General features: G+C 59.4%; 15 protein-coding genes. 7 read left to right on the top strand and 8 right to left on the bottom strand.

Annotation, left to right across the window (positions count from 1 at the left end; all coding sequences use genetic code 11):
* The first annotated feature begins 146 nt into the window (after positions 1–146).
* Both ACIQU2_RS03590 and ACIQU2_RS03585 read left to right on the top strand, forming a co-directional pair.
* Entirely contained in the window at positions 147–767 is a 621-nt protein-coding gene (locus ACIQU2_RS03590; RefSeq protein WP_403138622.1) for an HAD family phosphatase, read from the top strand.
* Between the two features lie 110 nt (positions 768–877).
* Positions 878–1,141, top strand: coding sequence for a DUF4404 family protein (locus tag ACIQU2_RS03585; protein WP_283183804.1), 264 nt, complete (start codon positions 878–880; stop codon positions 1,139–1,141).
* Positions 1,142–1,310: 169 nt separating this feature from the next.
* Here the strand turns inward: ACIQU2_RS03585 and queF are convergent, their stop codons facing one another.
* The gene (gene queF, locus ACIQU2_RS03580) at positions 1,311–2,141 is read right to left on the bottom strand and encodes an NADPH-dependent 7-cyano-7-deazaguanine reductase QueF (protein WP_403138621.1); all 831 of its coding nucleotides are present in this window, start codon (positions 2,139–2,141) and stop codon (positions 1,311–1,313) included.
* Positions 2,142–2,202: 61 nt separating this feature from the next.
* Complete coding sequence (locus ACIQU2_RS03575) at positions 2,203–2,739, bottom strand: plastocyanin/azurin family copper-binding protein (RefSeq protein WP_403138619.1); 537 nt, start codon at positions 2,737–2,739, stop codon at positions 2,203–2,205.
* Positions 2,740–2,894: 155 nt separating this feature from the next.
* On the opposite strand from ACIQU2_RS03575, the gene ACIQU2_RS03570 reads away from it, so the two are divergent.
* Entirely contained in the window at positions 2,895–3,575 is a 681-nt protein-coding gene (locus ACIQU2_RS03570) for a heavy metal response regulator transcription factor (RefSeq protein ID WP_008151374.1), read from the top strand.
* Positions 3,575–4,921, top strand: a complete 1,347-nt coding sequence (locus ACIQU2_RS03565) for a heavy metal sensor histidine kinase (protein WP_347804291.1) — start codon at positions 3,575–3,577, stop codon at positions 4,919–4,921. Before ACIQU2_RS03570 ends, ACIQU2_RS03565 begins: the two co-directional genes overlap by 1 nt.
* A 38-nt stretch (positions 4,922–4,959) precedes the next feature.
* Here the strand turns inward: ACIQU2_RS03565 and ACIQU2_RS03560 are convergent, their stop codons facing one another.
* The 3 genes from ACIQU2_RS03560 to ACIQU2_RS03550 all read right to left on the bottom strand — a co-directional run bounded on the left by ACIQU2_RS03560 (position 4,960) and on the right by ACIQU2_RS03550 (position 8,210).
* Entirely contained in the window at positions 4,960–6,204 is a 1,245-nt protein-coding gene (locus ACIQU2_RS03560) for a lipoprotein-releasing ABC transporter permease subunit (RefSeq protein WP_095128737.1), read from the bottom strand.
* Between the two features lie 64 nt (positions 6,205–6,268).
* Positions 6,269–6,952 carry a lipoprotein-releasing ABC transporter ATP-binding protein LolD gene (lolD, locus tag ACIQU2_RS03555; RefSeq protein ID WP_403138615.1) on the bottom strand — a complete coding sequence of 228 codons (684 nt, stop codon included), beginning with the start codon at positions 6,950–6,952 and terminating at the stop codon, positions 6,269–6,271.
* Positions 6,953–6,959: 7 nt separating this feature from the next.
* A complete protein-coding gene (locus tag ACIQU2_RS03550) occupies positions 6,960–8,210 on the bottom strand; it encodes a lipoprotein-releasing ABC transporter permease subunit (protein WP_347804294.1) in 1,251 nt (416 codons plus the stop codon).
* 94 nt (positions 8,211–8,304) lie between these two features.
* On the opposite strand from ACIQU2_RS03550, the gene ACIQU2_RS03545 reads away from it, so the two are divergent.
* Together ACIQU2_RS03545 and ACIQU2_RS03540 are read left to right on the top strand one after the other, a co-directional pair.
* Positions 8,305–8,886, top strand: coding sequence for a PilZ domain-containing protein (locus tag ACIQU2_RS03545; protein WP_223431976.1), 582 nt, complete (start codon positions 8,305–8,307; stop codon positions 8,884–8,886).
* A 14-nt stretch (positions 8,887–8,900) separates the two neighbouring features.
* On the top strand, positions 8,901–9,623 hold the full coding sequence (locus tag ACIQU2_RS03540; RefSeq protein WP_347804295.1) for a glycerophosphodiester phosphodiesterase: 723 nt from the start codon (positions 8,901–8,903) through the stop codon (positions 9,621–9,623).
* A 42-nt stretch (positions 9,624–9,665) separates the two neighbouring features.
* Here ACIQU2_RS03540 and sthA read toward each other — a convergent pair whose 3' ends face one another.
* From sthA to ACIQU2_RS03525, 3 genes are all read right to left on the bottom strand, one after another.
* On the bottom strand, positions 9,666–11,060 hold the full coding sequence (sthA, locus tag ACIQU2_RS03535) for a Si-specific NAD(P)(+) transhydrogenase (protein ID WP_347804296.1): 1,395 nt from the start codon (positions 11,058–11,060) through the stop codon (positions 9,666–9,668).
* 207 nt (positions 11,061–11,267) lie between these two features.
* On the bottom strand, positions 11,268–12,248 hold the full coding sequence (locus ACIQU2_RS03530) for an FAD:protein FMN transferase (RefSeq protein ID WP_403138893.1): 981 nt from the start codon (positions 12,246–12,248) through the stop codon (positions 11,268–11,270).
* A 168-nt stretch (positions 12,249–12,416) separates the two neighbouring features.
* Complete coding sequence (locus tag ACIQU2_RS03525; RefSeq protein ID WP_403138609.1) at positions 12,417–13,880, bottom strand: glyceraldehyde-3-phosphate dehydrogenase; 1,464 nt, start codon at positions 13,878–13,880, stop codon at positions 12,417–12,419.
* A gap of 362 nt (positions 13,881–14,242) precedes the next feature.
* Between ACIQU2_RS03525 and mfd the strand changes: the two genes are divergently transcribed.
* Positions 14,243–17,692, top strand: coding sequence for a transcription-repair coupling factor (gene mfd, locus ACIQU2_RS03520; RefSeq protein WP_403138608.1), 3,450 nt, complete (start codon positions 14,243–14,245; stop codon positions 17,690–17,692).
* Positions 17,693–17,701 lie beyond the last annotated feature (9 nt).

Below are 17,701 nucleotides of genomic sequence, written 5' to 3'. Positions count from 1 at the left end.
GCTAGTATAAGACGGAAAAGCCGCTTAAGGCAGCACCGTGCGAGGCAGCCTACGGATCATTCGTGATGATTGTGAGCGATTCACATCAGTGTCACTCAACTGTCACCGTCGCCCCCTAGCCTTGAGGCTATTTCAGGGACGTTGATATGTCGCACGCCGAAACCTTGCCCCACATTGCGCCCAGCCTGACCGCCGTCCTGTTCGGCCTCAGTGGTTGCCTGGTGGATTTCGGTGCCCGCACGCGCGCGCACGGCATCCCCTCTGCCGTGCACGCCGAGGCCACGCCCGGCGCGCTGGATAGCCTGCGCAGCTTGCAACATCAGCAGATCCCCTGTGCCTGGCTCGATGAACTCCCCCCTGCCCTCAGCCATTCCCTGGCCGCTGCCTTGCCTTCATGGATCAAATCCTCGCAACACCCCGAAACAAACAATCCATGGCCGGCACCGCATGCCTGTTGGCAAGCCCTAATGACGTTGAATGTCGACCGATTGGAGGGTTGTGTGCTGGTCAGCGGCGAGCCACGATTGCTGCAAGCGGGGCTCAATGCCGGATTGTGGACGATTGGGCTGGCGTCCTGCGGCTCACTCTGCGGCCTGGCGCCCAACGACTGGCAGGCGCTGACTCAGCAGGAACGGGAATTCAAACGCGGCAAGGCAACGGTGCAACTGTTCGGTCTGGGTGTGCATTCGGTGATCGATCACCTCGGTGAACTCGACACCTGCCTGGCCGACATCAGCCTGCGCCGGCTCAAGGGCGAAAAGCCCTGATCGAGATCATGCAGGTTGCGCGCGAGTGGATTAATCTAAAGGTCAAGCCATAGACCTTTGGCGTGCTGCTGCGGTCTATGCCAGTGCCTATCGATAAAAGGAAGAACGCCATGCCTGCCCGCGAACTGCAACAACAACTCAATACTCTGCGCGAGCAATTGGAACAGAATCCACCGCTGACCGAAGCCGAGCGCGAAGACCTTCACGCGCTGATGCAACAGATCGAGCTGGAACTTGAGCTCGAAACCAAAACCAAGGACTCCAGTCTCTCCGACAATGTGAACCTGGCCGTCGAGCGCTTCGAAATCGAACACCCGACCCTTGCTGGCACCTTGCGTAACATCGTGCAAGCCCTGGCCAATATGGGAATCTGAACCCGCCAGATACAAAAAAGCCCCGCTAGTGATAGCGGGGCTTTTTCATATCCGGGATGTGCAACAACCCCTGTGGGAGCGAGCTTGCTCGCGATGGCGGAGTGTCAGCCAACATCACTATTGGATGTGCCGGCCTCATCGCGAGCAAGCTCGCTCCCACAGGGGATTGTTATTGGCGGACCAGCCGATGATTCGGCAACTGCACGGTTTCAGTACTGCGATACGGGTTGATGTCCAACCCACCGCGCCGCACATACCGCGCATACACCGTCAATTTCTCCGGCTTCAACAACCGTTGCAGGTCGAGAAAAATCCGCTCCACGCACTGTTCATGAAAGTCCGAGTGCTGACGGAAGCTCACGATGTATTCCAGCAAACTCGCGTGATCCAGCGCCGCACCACGGTATTCCACCGCCACGCTGCCCCAGTCCGGCTGACTGGTGACCGGGCAGTTGGATTTGAGCAAATGACTGTGCACGCTCTCCTCCACGATGCGTGATTGATCGCAACGCAGCAGTTCCGGACGCGGATGCTCATAGTTGCTGACGCTGATATCCAGATCATCAATGCACACACCCGGCAACGCCACGACGCCTTCGGCCTCGACGTCCTTCAGGCTGCGAATCCGCACGCCAACAGGTTTACCGGCAGCGGCCGACAGGTCTTTGGCCAACGTCGCTTCAAGGCTCGCGGTGTCGGCAAACGGTGTCTGGTTCAGGGAGTTTAGATACAGCTTGAACGACTTCGATTCGATGATATTCGGCGAATCCGCCGGGATACTGAATTCGCCAATCGCCACCACTGGCTTGCCGGACGGCAACAGCCACGACAGCTCGAAGCAGTTCCAGAAGTCCACGCCCTTGTATGGCAGGGTTTCAGCCGTCAGGCCCAGCTCGGCCCATTTCGCGGTGCGCGGGATCGGGAACAGCAAGGACGGCGTGTAGGTGGCGATGTATTCGCTGGATTTGCCCAGCGGCGAGTGTTCGGCTGCGGGATGCATGGCGGAAACCTGACTGAAGAATCAGCGGATTCTACCAGCCTTTGCTCCCGCCTTTGAGTGCTTACTGACTGACAGTCAACTTGCCGACCATACCGGCCTGGTAATGACCGGGGATGTTGCAGGCAAATTCCAGATTGGTGGCCTTGGTGAAGGTCCAGGTCAGCTCGGCGGTTTTGCCCGGTTCTACGAGCACACTGTTGGGGTCATCGTGTTTCATGCCCTGCCCTTGAGATGAGTGTTCCATTCCGGCCATTAAGCCGTGGTCCATATCCTTCATGCCTGTAGGCATCAGCATGCCGCTCTGCTGCATCTTCATCATTTCCTGCTGATGCTTGGCATGCATCGCCGCATCACCGAGGTTGAATTCGTGCAGCAACTGGCCTTTATTCACCAGTACAAAGCGAACCGTCTCACCGGCCTTGATATCAATCGCCTTGGGGGTGAACGACATGTCGCCCATGACGAATTCAACGCAGCGAGTCGCCTTGGCCGCCGGGGCCGGTTGACCGAAGTCGTAGGTATGCGCCGGGGCAGCCCACGCCGGCGAGCTCAGCGCCAGCAAACACGCGACGCGCACCAGTGATTTGCGCAAAAACATAGTCGTACTCCAACAAGATAAGGTTCAGCCTGTGGAAAACTCTAAACTGCGGCGACTGCCCGCAACCTGACATCCAGATTACAACTTTGTCAGGTTGACCTGTATTAACGCCACCCACGGTATAAAGCGTTCGTTCCATTTGCCTAGAGTCGCCCATGAAACTGCTGATCGTCGAAGACCAACCGAAAACTGGCCATTACCTGCGCCAGGGCCTGACCGAGGCCGGTTTCAATACTGAACTGGTGGCGGACGGCAGCACCGGCCAGCAATTGGCGCTGACCGGCGATTACGCGCTGTTGATTCTCGATGTGATGCTGCCCGGTCGCGATGGCTGGCAGATTCTGCAAGCGGTGCGCGGTGCCGGCCTCGACACGCCTGTACTGTTTCTGACAGCACGAGACGCGGTGGAGGACAGGGTTCATGGCCTGGAACTGGGCGCCGACGATTACTTGGTCAAACCGTTCGCCTTCTCCGAACTGCTGGCCCGGGTCCGGAGCCTGTTGCGCCGTGGTAACGCCACACCTCAGGAAACCAGCCTGCAATTGGCAGACTTGCGCCTTGACCTGATCCGCCGTCGGGTCGAACGCAGCGGTCAGCGCATCGACCTGACGGCCAAGGAATTCGCCCTGCTGGAAATGCTCCTGCGCAGGCAAGGCGAAGTCCTGCCCAAGTCGTTGATCGCTTCCCAGGTCTGGGACATGAACTTCGACAGCGACACGAACGTCATCGAAGTGGCGATCCGTCGTTTGCGCCTGAAGATCGACGATGAATTCCCCAACAAGTTGATTCACACCGTGCGTGGCATGGGTTACGTCCTTGAAGAGCGCCCCGCCTGATGCGTCGACTGTCGTTAAGCAGTCGCTTGGCGCTGCTGTTTGCGGCGTGCACCGCCGTGGTGTCGCTGTTTGCCGGGGTGTTGTTCAGCCGGGCCAGTGAAGCGCATTTCGTTGAACTCGATCAACAGTTGCTGGACGGCAAGTTGATTGGTTTACGTCGGGCACTTCATGACATTCAGTCGAGTGAAAGCGAAGTCAAACTGGCCGATGAATTGAGCCGACAGGCCGATCTGTCGCTGCGGATCACCGGTAGCGACGGCAAGCGCTGGTATGACAGCTCAACGCACCTGCCCCAGGCATTGCCTTCCCAAGCGGGTTTGTCCACGGTGAGCAGCGAAGGTACCGACTACCGCGTCCTCAACGCTCCGTTGTACCTCGACAAGCCTGACTCGCCGAAGTTGACCTTGCTGCTGGACATCACCCATCACCAGCACTTTCTGCAACGCATGCAGCACCTGATCTGGTTGACAGTCGGTTTGTCGGCACTGGCCACCGCCCTGCTCGGCGCCTGGGCCGCGCGGAGTGGGTTGCGGCCGTTACGGCGCATGAGCGCGGTCGCCAGCGGCGTTTCAGCGCAATCGCTCAATGCACGCTTGCCCGAAGAAAACATGCCGCCAGAACTCGCGGAAATGGCCCACAACTTCAATGCCATGTTCGGACGCCTTGACGACTCTTTTCAGCGGCTCTCGGCCTTCTCCGCCGACATCGCCCATGAATTGCGCACGCCGTTGTCGAACCTGTTGACCCACACCCAGGTCACTCTCACCCGCCCACGCCCCATTGAGGATTACCGAGAAGCACTGCACAGCAATCTCGAAGAACTGCAGTGGATGGCGCAACTGGTCAACGACATGTTGTACCTGGCCAAGGCTGACCACGGGTTGTTGATGCCCAAGCGCGAACCGCTGGAGCTGGCGGAAGAAGCGGATCTATTGCTGGAGTTTTTTGCGCCGTTGGCGGAGGACGCTCAGGTCAGGTTGAGTCGTGAAGGCAGTGCGCGCATGGAAGGCGATCGCAGCATGTTGCGGCGGGCGCTTTCCAATTTGCTGGACAACGCGTTGCGGTTTACGCCGGTCGAAGGTGAGGTTCGGGTGCGAATTGTTGATCAGCCTAAGTGCTTGAGCCTGACCGTCGAGAACAGCGGCGACGGAATTGACGGGGCATTGCTGCCGCGTTTATTTGATCGCTTCTACCGGGCTGATCCGGCGCGCCAGGAAGGCAGTAGTGAACATGCGGGATTGGGGTTGGCGATCACTCAGTCAATCATCCGCGCCCATGGCGGGCAGATTCGTTGCGAATCGGATAACGGGTGGACGCGGTTTGTGATCGAATTGCCGCGAACCTGATCGTTCCCACGCTCTGCGTGGGGACGATCATAAGTGGCTTACGAATACCGCAACGCGGTAGCCGGCTCGACTTTCGCCGCACGCCATGCAGGGTAAACGGTGGCGAGGAAGCTCAGAATGAACCCGGCGGAGCAGATCAACACCACGTCCGCCCCCTGCAGTTCGGACGGCAAGTTACTGACGAAGTACACGTCGGAACTGAAGATGTGCTGCCCGCTGACCCGCTCCATCCAGCCCACCAGCTCACTGACGTTCAGCGCCGCAATCACGCCGAGCACACCACCAATCAACGTACCGACAACCCCGATCACGGTGCCCTGCACCATGAAGATCGCCATGATCTGCCGCGGCGTGGCGCCGATGGTGCGCAGAATCGCGATGTCCGCACCCTTGTCGTTCACCACCATGATCAGGGTTGCGATGATGTTGAACGCCGCCACGGCGACGATCATCAACAACAGCAGACCGATCATGGTTTTTTCCATCTTCATCGCACTGAACAGACTGCCCTGCGTGTGGGTCCAGTCATCAGCCTTGTAAGCGGTGCCCAGCCCGCCAGCAATATCACTGGAAACCTTCGGCGCAGCGTACAAATCCTTCACCGCCAGGCGCACGCTTTGCACCTGATTCGGCGCCCAGTGCTGCATCTGCGCGGCATCGGCCACGTGGATCAGCGCCATGGAACCGTCCAGTTCGGCGCCGACCTTGAACACGCCGACCACGTTCAACCGCTGCATGCGCGGGGTGATGCCGCCCGGTGCAGTGCTGACTTCCGGCACGATCAGGGTGATCTTGTCGCCAACGTTCAAGCGGAAGCGTCGAGCCGTGATCTCGCCGATCACCACACCAAACTCTCCCGGCTTCAAGGCATCGAGACGACCCTGAACGATGTGCTGGGCAACGATCGACACCTTGCCTTCCAGCGCCGGATCGACACCGCTGACCTGGATCGGCTGCATTGTCCCCTTGTAGGACAGCATGCCTTCCATCTCGGTGAACGGCACGGCGGCCGTCACTTCAGGATTCTTCATGGCCGCCGCGGCGACGGGTTGCCAATCGTCGATCGGATTGACGCCGACGATAGTCGCGTGAGGCACCATGCCAAGGATGCGCGAGCTCATTTCACGCTGGAAACCGTTCATGACCGACAACACCACGATCATCGCCAGCACGCCCAGGGCGAGGCCGATCATCGAGGTCATCGAGATGAAGGAAACAAAGCGATTGCGGCGCTTGGCGCGGGTATAGCGCGCGCCGATAAAGATCGATAACGGTCTGAACATTCGCTGGGCACCGTATAAAAATAAAAGACCCGACGTACTGTTCAGTACGCCGGGTTTCGGCCAATCAGATGGGCGTCAGGTAACCTTCCTGCAAATGCAGGACGCGATCCATCTGGCGAGCCAGGTTCATGTCGTGAGTCACCACCAGGAACGCCGTGCGCATCGAGGTGCTGAGTTCCAGCATCAAATCCTGAATGCCCTGGGCGGTGTGGGAATCGAGGTTGCCGGTCGGCTCGTCGAGCATCACCAGGCCTGGTTTGTTCACCAGAGCGCGGGCGATGGCCACACGCTGACGTTCACCACCGGACAGTTCCGACGGTTTGTGTTCCAGACGATGGCCCAGCCCTACCCGCTCCAGCAATGCCGTCGCACGCTGACGCGCTTCCGGGATAGCCGTCTTGCCGATCAGCAGCGGCATGCAGACGTTTTCCAGCGCGCTGAACTCAGGCAGCAAGTGGTGGAACTGGTAAACGAAACCCAGCGACCGATTGCGCAGCAAACCGCGAGCTTTTTCGTTCAGCGCCGACAGCTCTTCACCGGCCAGCCAGACACTGCCCTTGGTCGGTGTATCGAGGCCGCCCAGCAGGTTGAGCAAGGTACTTTTGCCCGAGCCCGACGTACCGACAATCGCCACGCGCTCACCCGGATGCAGCTCCAGTTGCAGACCGGCCAGAACCTCTACCGACTCAGGGCCTTCCTCGTAGGATTTGCCCAGGTTGCGGCAGCTCAAGATTGCTTTATCACTCATGCCCAACTCACTCATAACGTAGCGCCTCCGCAGGCTGGGTGCGCGCGGCACGCCAGGCTGGATACAGGGTGGCGAGGAAACTCAGGACCAACGCGGCGGCGCAGACCATCAACACATCCTGGCTCTGCACTTGCGACGGCAGGTAATCGATGAAGTACACGTCGGCATTGAGGAATTTGTGCCCGATCAGCCCTTCGAGGGCCGAGATCGCGGCGCTGACGTTCAGCGCGGCGAAGATCCCGACCACAGCGCCAATCAGCGTCCCGACCACACCAATGACTGTGCCCTGCACCATGAAGATCGCCATGATCGACCCCGGCGTGGCGCCAAGGGTACGCAGAATCGCGATGTCGCCCTTCTTGTCGTTCACCACCATCACCAGCGTGGAAATGATATTGAACGCGGCAACGGCGACGATCAGCAGCAACAGCAAACCGATCATGGCTTTTTCCATGCGGATCGCCTGATACAGATTGCCGTGGGTGCGCGTCCAGTCGCGGGCATAGAAATGGTCTTCGCCAAGTTGCTGGGCGAGGGTCCACGCGACGCGTGGCGCCTGGAACAGGTCGTCGAACTTCAGGCGGATGCCCTGGACCTGATCCGGTTTCCAGCGATGCAGCTTGGCCAGATCCTGCAGATTGGTGATGCCCAGATAGCCGTCCAGCTCACCGGCGCCGACATGGAAGATGCCGACCACGGTAAAGCGTTTCATGCGCGGGAACATCCCGGCCGGGGTCACGGTGACTTCCGGCGCCACAAACGTCAGTTTGTCGCCGATCGCCGCCCCCAACTTGGCCGCGGCCTTGTCACCGATGACGATGCCGAAACTGCCCGGCGCCAGGTCGTCGAGTTTGCCCTGCTGCATGAAGTTATCAATGATCGAGACCTGCCGTTCCAGCGCAGGATCGATGGCATTGAGCAGGACTTTGGAAACCTTGCCGTTGTTGGTCAGCAACCCCTGCATCTGGGTAAACGGCGCAACGGCCATCACCTGCGGGTTCTGCTTGACCTTGGCGGCCAGGCTTTTCCAGTCGCTGATCGGTTCACCGGACTCGATGGTCGCGTGGGGCACCATGCCCAGCACGCGGGTGCGCATCTCATGATCGAAGCCATTCATGACCGAAAGCACCACGATCATCACGACCACGCCAAGGGCGAGTCCGATCATCGAGGTCAGGGAAATGAATGACACAAAATGATTGCGACGCTTTGCACGGGTATAACGCGTGCCAATAAATACGAAGAGAGGTCTGAACATGTCGGGGCTTGTTCGGAGGGAAAAGGAACGTCCTTGTGGCGGGGGTCGATATCCAGCTTTACACTCAGACCACCGCCGCTACCATGGGGTCGCAATGTCGACATTAGATGAAGAAGATCGCCGCGAATACTACCGTATCGAGGACACGATCGCACTGGAAATTCGGCCCCTGTCCGCTCCCGAAGCCGCAGGCCAGGAAGTGTTGCAGGATGCTTCCCCTCTGTTCAACTTGCTCAGCGAACTGCACCTGAGCGAATTCGAGTCACAGCACCTGTTGCGCCAGATCAGTGAGCGCGACCGGAATCTCGCGGCGTTCCTGAAATCCCAGAATAAACGCATCGATTTGCTGAGCCAGGTGATTGCAATCACCGTGCTCGGGCAGATCGGCGAGCCGCAGCCGGTGATCATTTCCGAAGGCGGGATCGAGTTTCAGCATCCGACACCCATTGCCGAGGACGCACACCTGTCGGTCAAACTGGTGCTGATGCCGCAAGCCCTCGGCCTGTTGCTCCGAGCCAGGGTTACCCATTGCGATCGCAAAGGCGACGGCTACGACGTCGGCACCGAGTTCGAATACCCGACCGATGCCCAGCGCCAATTGCTGGCCCGCTACATTTTGCAGAAGCAGGCTCAGGAACGACGTCTGGCCCGCGAACAAAACGAATCAGGCATTTAATTTAAGGAAGAACCGTGACTCTCATCTACGGCCATCGCGGCGCCAAGGGCGAAGCACCGGAAAATACGCTGACCAGTTTTCAGCAATGCCTCAAGCACGGCGTGCGGCGTTGCGAACTGGACCTGCACCTGTCCATGGACGGTGAGTTGATGGTCATCCACGACCCGACGCTCAAGCGCACCACCGACCGTCGCGGCAAAGTCGTCGAGCACAGGGCGGCCGAGCTGGTGACCTACGATGCGCGCACTGGCGGACCGGGCTGGATTAAACCGTGCCCGATTCCAACACTGGAAGAACTGTTCGAGAAATGTGATTTCGAGCACTGGCAACTGGAAGTCAAAAGCGCTTCACGCACCCGCGCTGCGACTACCGTGCTGGCGATTCGCGAAATGGCTCAGCGTTTCGGCCTGCTCGACAAGGTCACGATCACCTCGAGTTCGCGGGAAGTATTGAAAGCCGCGCTGGACTTCGTGCCAGATGTGTCTCGCGGATTGGTGGCCGAATACGCCTGGCTCGATCCGTTGAAGGTCGCGCAAAGCTATGGCTGTGAGATTCTGGCGCTGAACTGGACCCTGTGTACGCCGGAACGCCTGCAGAAGGCGCAGCGTCAGGGGCTGCATGTGTCGGTATGGACAGTCAACGAGCCCGCGCTAATGCGCAGACTCGCCGACTTCGGCGTTGACAGCCTGATTACAGACTTTCCCGGTTTGGCCAGCGCCACGCTCGAGAATTGCTGAAATCGGTCTCCCCGGCCGGCTCAGGCCACCGGCCGGAGCCACTCAAAAAAGCCGGTTGAGGCCATCGTACGCCGCTACCCGATAGGCTTCGGCCATGGTCGGGTAATTGAACGTCGTGTTGACGAAGTACTTCAGCGTGTTCAGTTCGCCCGGCTGGTTCATGATCGCCTGACCAATGTGAACGATCTCCGACGCCTGATAACCGAAGCAGTGAACGCCCAGCACTTCCAGGGTTTCGCGGTGGAACAGAATCTTCAGCATGCCCTGAGGCTCGCCGGCGATCTGTGCACGCGCCATGCTCTTGAAGAACGCCTTGCCCACTTCGTACGGCACCTTGGCCTGAGTCAGCTCCTGCTCGTTCTTGCCGATCGAGCTGATCTCCGGAATGGTGTAGATGCCGGTTGGCACGTCGTTGACGAAACGCCAGCTATGGTTGTCAACGATGCTACCAGCGGCCGAACGACCCTGGTCGTGAGCAGCACTGGCCAGGCTCGGCCAACCAATCACGTCACCGGCGCCGTAGATGTTCGGCTTGCAGGTACGGTAGGCCTCGTCGACTTCGATCTGGCCACGGCTGTTGACCTTCACGCCGATGTTTTCCAGACCCAGCTGATCGGTGTTGCCGGTACGGCCGTTGCACCAGAGCAAGGCGTCGGCCTTGATCTTCTTGCCGGACTTGAGGTGCAGGATCACGCCGTTGTCCACGCCTTCGACGCGGTCGTAGTCTTCGTTGTGGCGAACCGTGATGTTGTTGTTGCTGAAGTGATAGCTCAGGGCCTGGGAAATTTCCGAGTCGAGGAAGCTCAGCAACTGACCGCGGTTGTCCACCAGCTCAACCAATACACCCAGACCGCTGAAGATCGAAGCGTACTCACAACCGATCACGCCAGCGCCGTAAACGATGAGTTTGCGCGGGGTGTGGCCGAGGCTGAGGATGGTGTCGCTATCGTAGATACGCGGGTGATGGAAATCGATGTCCGCCGGACGATACGGGCGCGAGCCGGTGGCGATGATGATGTGCTTGGCCACCAGTTTTTCGACCACGCCGTTGGCGCAGACCACTTCGATGGTTTGCTCGTCGGCGAAGCTGCCGGTGCCGAAGAACACGTCGACGCGGTTACGGGCGTAGTAGCCGGTGCGCGATGCGACTTGTTTGGAGATGACTTTTTCAGCGCTTTTCAACACGTCCGGGAACGAGAACCAGCGTGGCTCACCAATGGCCCGGAACATCGGGTTGGTGTTGAACTGCATGATCTGCCGGACCGAGTGACGCAGTGCCTTGGACGGGATGGTGCCCAGGTGGGTGCAGTTGCCGCCGACCTGGCGACGGCTATCGACCATCGCCACCTTGCGCCCTGCTTTGGCGGCGTTCATTGCCGCGCCTTCTCCCGCCGGGCCGGAACCCAGCACCACCACGTCGTAGTTGTAGACAGCCATGCATACTCCTCAGAACAGGCCGCGGCGCCCTCGGCACCTGCGGCTAAATCACGCCGATCTGCGGCGTGAAGGAACAATTTGGGGCCAGTGCAGAACCCGGACACAGTCTATATAAGCGTCAACGCCGCGCACATTAACCCTTGGTCGCGTCGTAGGCTAGTTTTGCCTGCACTACAGCGCCAGTCTTTGCTGCTTGAATCGCCGTGATCACTCGGTTTTTCCGCCACTCAGGCGTTCAAAAGCCTGCGTGGTTCGTGTGACGAATCCTGTATCGGCACGAATCACAAAGAATGCACCGATGTCATGCGTTTCGGCATAGTCCCAACCCCTTTCAGGACCCAGAATCAGCAACAGCGTCGATAAGCCATCGGCCATCAACGCTGAAGGATGAATCACCGTGACTGACGCCAGAGTGTGTAAGACCGGCGTCCCGGTGCGGGCATCGAAGGTGTGGGAATAACGCCGACCATCCTGCTCGAAATAGTTGCGGTAGTCGCCGGAAGTGGAAACGCCGTAGCCGTCGACGGCGATGATGCGCTCGGCCACTTGCTGGTCGTCGCGGGGTTCTTCCAGAGCGACGCGCCACGGTGAGCCGTCGAGTTTTTTGCCGGCAGCCTTGAGTTCGCCGGTGGCTTCGGCGAGGTAGTTGTGAATGCCCATTGCTTCGAGTTTTGCGGCAATTGTATCGACCGCGTAACCGGCGGCGATGCTGTTGAAGTCGACCTCGACCGCGGCGTCCTTGCACAGCTGATCGCCGTCGATACGAAGGTGCTGGTAACCGACTCGCTGCCGCTCTTCGGCCAGCGCCTGGGCCGCAGGAGTTTTTTCTTCGCGAGCCTGTGGGCCGAAGCCCCAGAGGTTAAGCAGCGGTTCCACCGTCAGGTCGAAGGAACCTTCGCTTTGTTCCGACAGACGCTCACCGACGCGCACCAGTTTGAGGATCGGCGCGGGCATTTTCTGACAGCGGTTGGCGGGTAGATCGTTGAAGCGTTCGATGTCGGAGTCGCTGCGGTAAGTCGACATTTGTTGATCGACTTCAGCAAGGATCTTTTCGACATGAACACGGACCTCGGCCGGGGCGGGAAGTCCGGCATGGCGCAGGTACTTGATCGAATACGTGCTGCCCATGGTCGGGCCGCCGAAGCTTTCCATGGAATCACTGTTTCCGCAGCCGGACAGAGCGCCCATCAGGACCACAAAACCGCACAGCCGCCATTTCAACAATCCTGCATCCCCTGGAGAGTCCCATGACACAACGCCAAGGCTCGCCATTATGCGGTAGAAGTGTGGGAGCGGACACCGCACAAACAAAAACGCCCCGACCAAAGTCGGGGCGTTTTCATGTGCAGCTAATGCTCAACGCGGGAATGCAGGCGGGTTTACACCGGCCATGTCTTCCATCACGCGAACCACCTGGCAGCTGTAACCGAATTCGTTGTCGTACCAAACGTACAGAACAACGCGGTTGTCTTGGCTGATGGTTGCTTCAGCGTCCACCACGCCTGCGTGGCGCGAGCCAACGAAGTCGGTGGACACCACTTCCTGCGAATTGACGTAATCGATTTGCTTATGCAGATCGGAGTGCAGCGCCATGTAGCGCAGGTACTCGTTCATCTCTTCACGGGTGGCGGCTTTCTCAAGGTTCAGGTTGAGAATGGCCATCGACACGTTAGGCGTCGGAACGCGGATCGCGTTACCGGTCAGCTTGCCGGCCAGCTCAGGCAGCGCCTTGGCGGCAGCGGTGGCAGCACCGGTCTCGGTGATCACCATGTTCAACGCGGCGCTACGGCCACGGCGATCGCCTTTATGGAAGTTGTCGATCAGGTTCTGGTCGTTGGTGTACGAGTGAACCGTTTCGACGTGACCATTGATGATGCCGAACTTGTCGTTGACAGCTTTGAGCACCGGCACGATGGCGTTGGTGGTGCAGGAAGCCGCGGAAACGATTTTGTCATCAGCGGTGATTTCACCGTGGTTGATGCCGTGAACGATGTTCTTCAGCTTGCCTTTACCAGGTGCGGTCAGAACAACGCGGTCGATACCCGGGCAAGCCAAGTGCTGGCCCAGGCCGTCGGCGTCACGCCATACACCGGTGTTGTCCACCAGTAGCGCGTCTTTGATCCCGTACTGGGTGTAGTCCACTTCAGTCGGGTTTTTCGCGTAGATAACCTGGATCAGGTTGCCGTTGGCGGTGATGGTGTTGTTGGCTTCATCAATGGTGATGGTGCCATCGAACGGACCATGGACCGAGTCACGACGCAGCAGGCTGGCACGTTTGACCAGATCGTTCTCGGCGCCCTTGCGGACAACGATGGCGCGCAGACGCAGGCCGTCGCCACCACCGGTTTTCTCGATCAGGATGCGCGCCAGCAGACGGCCGATACGACCAAAGCCGTACAGAACAACGTCGGTGCCTTTGCGGGCGGAAACATTTTGCTGACCAACGACGTCAGCCAGTTCTTCACGGACGAACTGCTCGGCGCTGCGGCCATTGCCTTCAGCCTTGAACTTGACTGCAAGCTTGCCCAGGTCTACCGAGGCGGCGCCGAGCTTGAGCTCGCTCATTGCCTTGAGCAGCGGGAATGTTTCGTGGACGGACAATTCGCTGTCATCGGACTGACGATGACGAGCAAAGCGGTGAGCTTTGAGAATCGCAATGACTGAACGATTGATCAGGCTGCGGCCATAGATCGAGCTCACCACGTTGTTATTGCGGTAGAGCTGACCGATAAGCGGAATCATCGCTTCTGCGAGTGCTTCACGGTCGATCCATTCACCAAGACACTGGTCGGGCTTCTGAGTCACGGGAACCTTCCACATGTAGGGGCAGAAAAAAGGGGCTACATTATGCCGCCGAGTGCCTCCCGTAGCAATGCGCGCCTGTCGCGCGGCCAGTAACAAAATCCTCATCAAAAAAACAACACACCGCTAAAGCCCATTAAAACCGGGGCCTCCAGCGTCGTCAATTTTTTGGGGGCAGCGCTGCCTTATCCGTAACCATCCGTAACACCTGTTCGTTTTGCCACTACATAATCGGTAGTTTTCACTAAAAAACGGCCGGATTTTGTCTTTACCACTACATTTCGCCCAACCCGCGTAATAGACATATATGCAACTGACAGCCGGCACCTGAGACCGCTACAATTACCGACTTTGTCGCAACGCTTGGAGCTCAACCTTCCGTGCCCGTTCTGCGTCTACCGCTTCTCCCTGCCGCGGCAGGTAAACAGCACTGGGGCAACCTGCCCGGTGCCGCCCTGAGCCTGGCCATTGCCGAGGCCGCCAGCGCTGCCAAGCGCTTCACCCTGCTGCTGACCGCCGACAGCCAAAGTGCCGAACGGCTGGAACAGGAGCTGAGTTTCTTCGCCCCGGATTTGCCGGTGCTGCATTTCCCGGACTGGGAAACCCTGCCTTACGATCTGTTTTCGCCGCACCAGGACATTATTTCCCAACGAATCTCCGCGTTGTATCGGTTGCCGGAGCTGAGTCATGGCGTTTTGGTCGTGCCGATCACCACAGCCCTGCATCGCCTGGCGCCGACCAAATTCCTGCTCGGCAGCAGCCTGGTGCTGGACGTCGGCCAGAAGCTCGACGTCGAGCAAATGCGCACCCGGCTTGAGGCCAGCGGCTATCGCTACGTTGATACCGTCTACGAGCATGGCGAATTTACCGTGCGCGGCTCGTTGATCGACCTGTTCCCGATGGGCAGCAAACTGCCTTTCCGAATTGACCTGTTCGACGACGAAATCGAGACCCTTCGTACATTCGATCCGGAAAACCAGCGCTCCATCGACAAGGTTGAAACGGTTCGCCTCCTGCCAGCGAGAGAGTTCCCGCTGCAAAAGGATGCGGTCACCCGCTTCAAGGCGCGCTTCCGTGAGCGTTTCGATGTCGACTTCCGTCGCTGTCCGATCTTCCAGGACTTGAGCAGCGGGATTACACCGGCCGGTATCGAGTACTACCTGCCGCTGTTCTTCGATGAAACCTCCACGCTGTTCGATTACCTGCCGCAGGACACGCAAGTGTTTTCCTTGCCGGGCATCGAGCAGGCGGCGGAAAACTTCTGGAACGACGTGCGCAATCGTTATGAAGAGCGCCGCGTCGATCCGGCCCGTCCTTTGTTGCCGCCGGCTGAACTGTTCCTGCCAGTGGAAGATTGCTTCGCTCGATTGAAGAACTGGCCGCGCGTGGTCGCCAGTCAACAGGCCGTGGAAACCGGCGTCGGTCGCGAACGCTTCCCCGCTCGTGAGCTGCCGAACCTGGCCATCGAAGCCAAGGCCACCCAACCGTTGGCGACGCTGGCGGGTTTCCTCGACGAGTTCCCCGGTCGCGTGCTGTTTACCGCCGAGTCCGCAGGCCGTCGTGAAGTGTTGCTGGAATTGCTGGAACGCTTGAAGCTGCGACCGAAAACCGTCGACAGCTGGCCGGACTTCGTCGCGAGCAAGGAGCGCCTGGCGATCACCATCGCCCCGCTCGATGAAGGTCTGGTGCTGGACGATCCGGCGTTAGCGCTGGTTGCCGAAAGCCCATTGTTCGGCCAGCGAGTGATGCAGCGCCGTCGCCGCGAGAAACGCGCCGATGCCAACAACGATGCCGTGATCAAAAACCTTACCGAGCTGCGCGAAGGCGCGCCGGTGGTACACATCGATCACGGTGTCGGTCGCTATCTCGGGCTGACGATCCTGGAAATCGATAGTCAGGCCGCCGAATTCCTGACCCTCGAATACGCCGAAAACGCCAAGCTTTACGTGCCGGTGGCCAACCTGCATCTGATCGCCCGTTACACCGGCAGTGACGATGCCCTGGCCCCGCTGCACCGTCTCGGCTCCGAGACCTGGCAGAAAGCCAAACGCAAAGCCGCCGAACAGGTGCGCGACGTGGCGGCCGAGTTGCTCGACATCTATGCCCGTCGCGCCGCTCGCGAAGGTTATGCGTTCGCCGACCCGAAAGCCGATTACGCGACCTTCAGCGCCGGCTTCCCGTTCGAAGAAACACCGGACCAGCAAACCACCATCGAAGCCGTGCGCACCGACATGCTCGCGCCGAAACCGATGGACCGCCTGGTCTGCGGCGACGTCGGTTTCGGCAAGACCGAAGTGGCGATGCGCGCCGCGTTCATCGCGGTACACGGCGGTCGTCAGGTGGCGATTCTGGTGCCGACCACCCTGCTCGCGCAGCAGCACTACAACAGCTTCCGCGATCGCTTCGCCGACTGGCCGGTGAGCGTTGAAGTGATGAGCCGATTCAAGTCGACCAAAGAAATAAATGCTGCGGTCGCGGATCTGGCCGAAGGCAAGATCGACATCGTCATCGGCACCCACAAATTGCTATCCGACGATGTGAAAATCAAAAACCTGGGGCTGGTGATCATCGACGAAGAGCACCGTTTCGGTGTCCGTCAGAAGGAACAGCTCAAGGCGCTGCGCAGTGAAGTCGACATCCTCACCCTGACCGCCACGCCGATTCCGCGCACGCTGAACATGGCGGTGTCGGGCATGCGCGACCTGTCGATCATCGCCACGCCGCCGGCCCGTCGCCTGTCGGTACGGACTTTCGTCATGGAGCAGAACAAGAGCACGGTCAAAGAGGCCTTGCTCCGTGAGCTGTTGCGTGGCGGTCAGGTCTACTACCTGCACAACGATGTGAAGACCATCGAGAAATGCGCCGCCGACCTCGCCGAACTGGTGCCGGAAGCACGGATCGGCATCGGCCACGGGCAGATGCGCGAACGCGATCTCGAACAAGTGATGAGCGACTTCTACCACAAGCGCTTCAACGTGCTGATCGCCTCGACCATCATCGAGACCGGCATTGACGTGCCGAGCGCCAACACCATCATCATCGAGCGTGCCGACAAGTTCGGCTTGGCGCAGCTGCACCAATTGCGCGGCCGGGTCGGTCGCAGTCACCACCAGGCTTACGCTTATTTGCTGACGCCGCCGCGTCAGCAAATCACGCCTGACGCCGAAAAACGTCTGGAAGCGATCGCCAATACACAGGACCTCGGCGCGGGCTTCGTGCTCGCCACCAACGACCTGGAAATCCGTGGCGCCGGCGAATTGCTCGGCGACGGGCAGAGCGGGCAGATCCAGGCCGTCGGTTTCACGCTGTACATGGAAATGCTCGAGCGCGCGGTGAAGTCGATCCGCAAGGGCGAACAACCGAACCTCGATCAGCCGCTCGGCGGTGGCCCGGAAGTCAATCTGCGAGTACCGGCGTTGATTCCCGAGGACTATCTGCCGGACGTACATGCCCGACTGATTCTCTACAAACGCATCGCCTCGGCCACCGACGAGGAAGGCCTCAAGGACTTGCAGGTGGAGATGATCGATCGTTTCGGCCTGTTGCCGGAGCCGACCAAGAACCTGATGCGCATTACCGCGCTGAAATTGCAGGCCGAGCTACTGGGCATCAAGAAAGTCGACGGCGGCCCGCAAGGTGGCCGAATCGAGTTCGCGACGCAAACCCCGGTCGACCCGCTGACGCTGATCAAGCTGATCCAGAGCCAGCCCAAACGCTACAAATTCGAAGGCGCCACGATGTTTAAATTCCAGGTGCCGATGGAGCGCCCGGAAGAGCGCTTTAATACTGTAGAGGCGCTGTTTGAGCACCTCATTCCGAAAACTGCTTGAAGGACGCCG

The sequence above is a fragment of the Pseudomonas sp. NPDC098740 genome (genome assembly GCF_044760065.1).
GTDB classification, from domain to species: Bacteria; Pseudomonadota; Gammaproteobacteria; order Pseudomonadales; family Pseudomonadaceae; genus Aquipseudomonas; species Aquipseudomonas rossensis.
The sequence above is the reverse complement of the archived record's forward strand: the minus strand, read 5'-3'. Positions and strand labels throughout refer to the sequence as shown.

Excerpts from the sequence above, each read along its gene's own strand:
- ACIQU2_RS03585 (WP_283183804.1), top strand. The coding sequence starts at position 878 with ATGCCTGCCCGCGAACTGCAACAACAACTCAATACTCTGCGCGAGCAA.
- ACIQU2_RS03570 (WP_008151374.1), top strand. The coding sequence starts at position 2,895 with ATGAAACTGCTGATCGTCGAAGACCAACCGAAAACTGGCCATTACCTG.
- ACIQU2_RS03545 (WP_223431976.1), top strand. The coding sequence starts at position 8,305 with ATGTCGACATTAGATGAAGAAGATCGCCGCGAATACTACCGTATCGAG.
- ACIQU2_RS03550 (WP_347804294.1), bottom strand. The coding sequence starts at position 8,210 with ATGTTCAGACCTCTCTTCGTATTTATTGGCACGCGTTATACCCGTGCA.
- queF (WP_403138621.1), bottom strand. The coding sequence starts at position 2,141 with ATGCATCCCGCAGCCGAACACTCGCCGCTGGGCAAATCCAGCGAATAC.
- ACIQU2_RS03575 (WP_403138619.1), bottom strand. The coding sequence starts at position 2,739 with ATGTTTTTGCGCAAATCACTGGTGCGCGTCGCGTGTTTGCTGGCGCTG.
- lolD (WP_403138615.1), bottom strand. The coding sequence starts at position 6,952 with ATGAGTGATAAAGCAATCTTGAGCTGCCGCAACCTGGGCAAATCCTAC.
- ACIQU2_RS03565 (WP_347804291.1), top strand. The coding sequence starts at position 3,575 with ATGCGTCGACTGTCGTTAAGCAGTCGCTTGGCGCTGCTGTTTGCGGCG.
- ACIQU2_RS03525 (WP_403138609.1), bottom strand. The coding sequence starts at position 13,880 with ATGTGGAAGGTTCCCGTGACTCAGAAGCCCGACCAGTGTCTTGGTGAA.
- ACIQU2_RS03530 (WP_403138893.1), bottom strand. The coding sequence starts at position 12,248 with ATGGGCGCTCTGTCCGGCTGCGGAAACAGTGATTCCATGGAAAGCTTC.
- ACIQU2_RS03590 (WP_403138622.1), top strand. The coding sequence starts at position 147 with ATGTCGCACGCCGAAACCTTGCCCCACATTGCGCCCAGCCTGACCGCC.
- ACIQU2_RS03560 (WP_095128737.1), bottom strand. The coding sequence starts at position 6,204 with ATGTTCAGACCGTTATCGATCTTTATCGGCGCGCGCTATACCCGCGCC.
- sthA (WP_347804296.1), bottom strand. The coding sequence starts at position 11,060 with ATGGCTGTCTACAACTACGACGTGGTGGTGCTGGGTTCCGGCCCGGCG.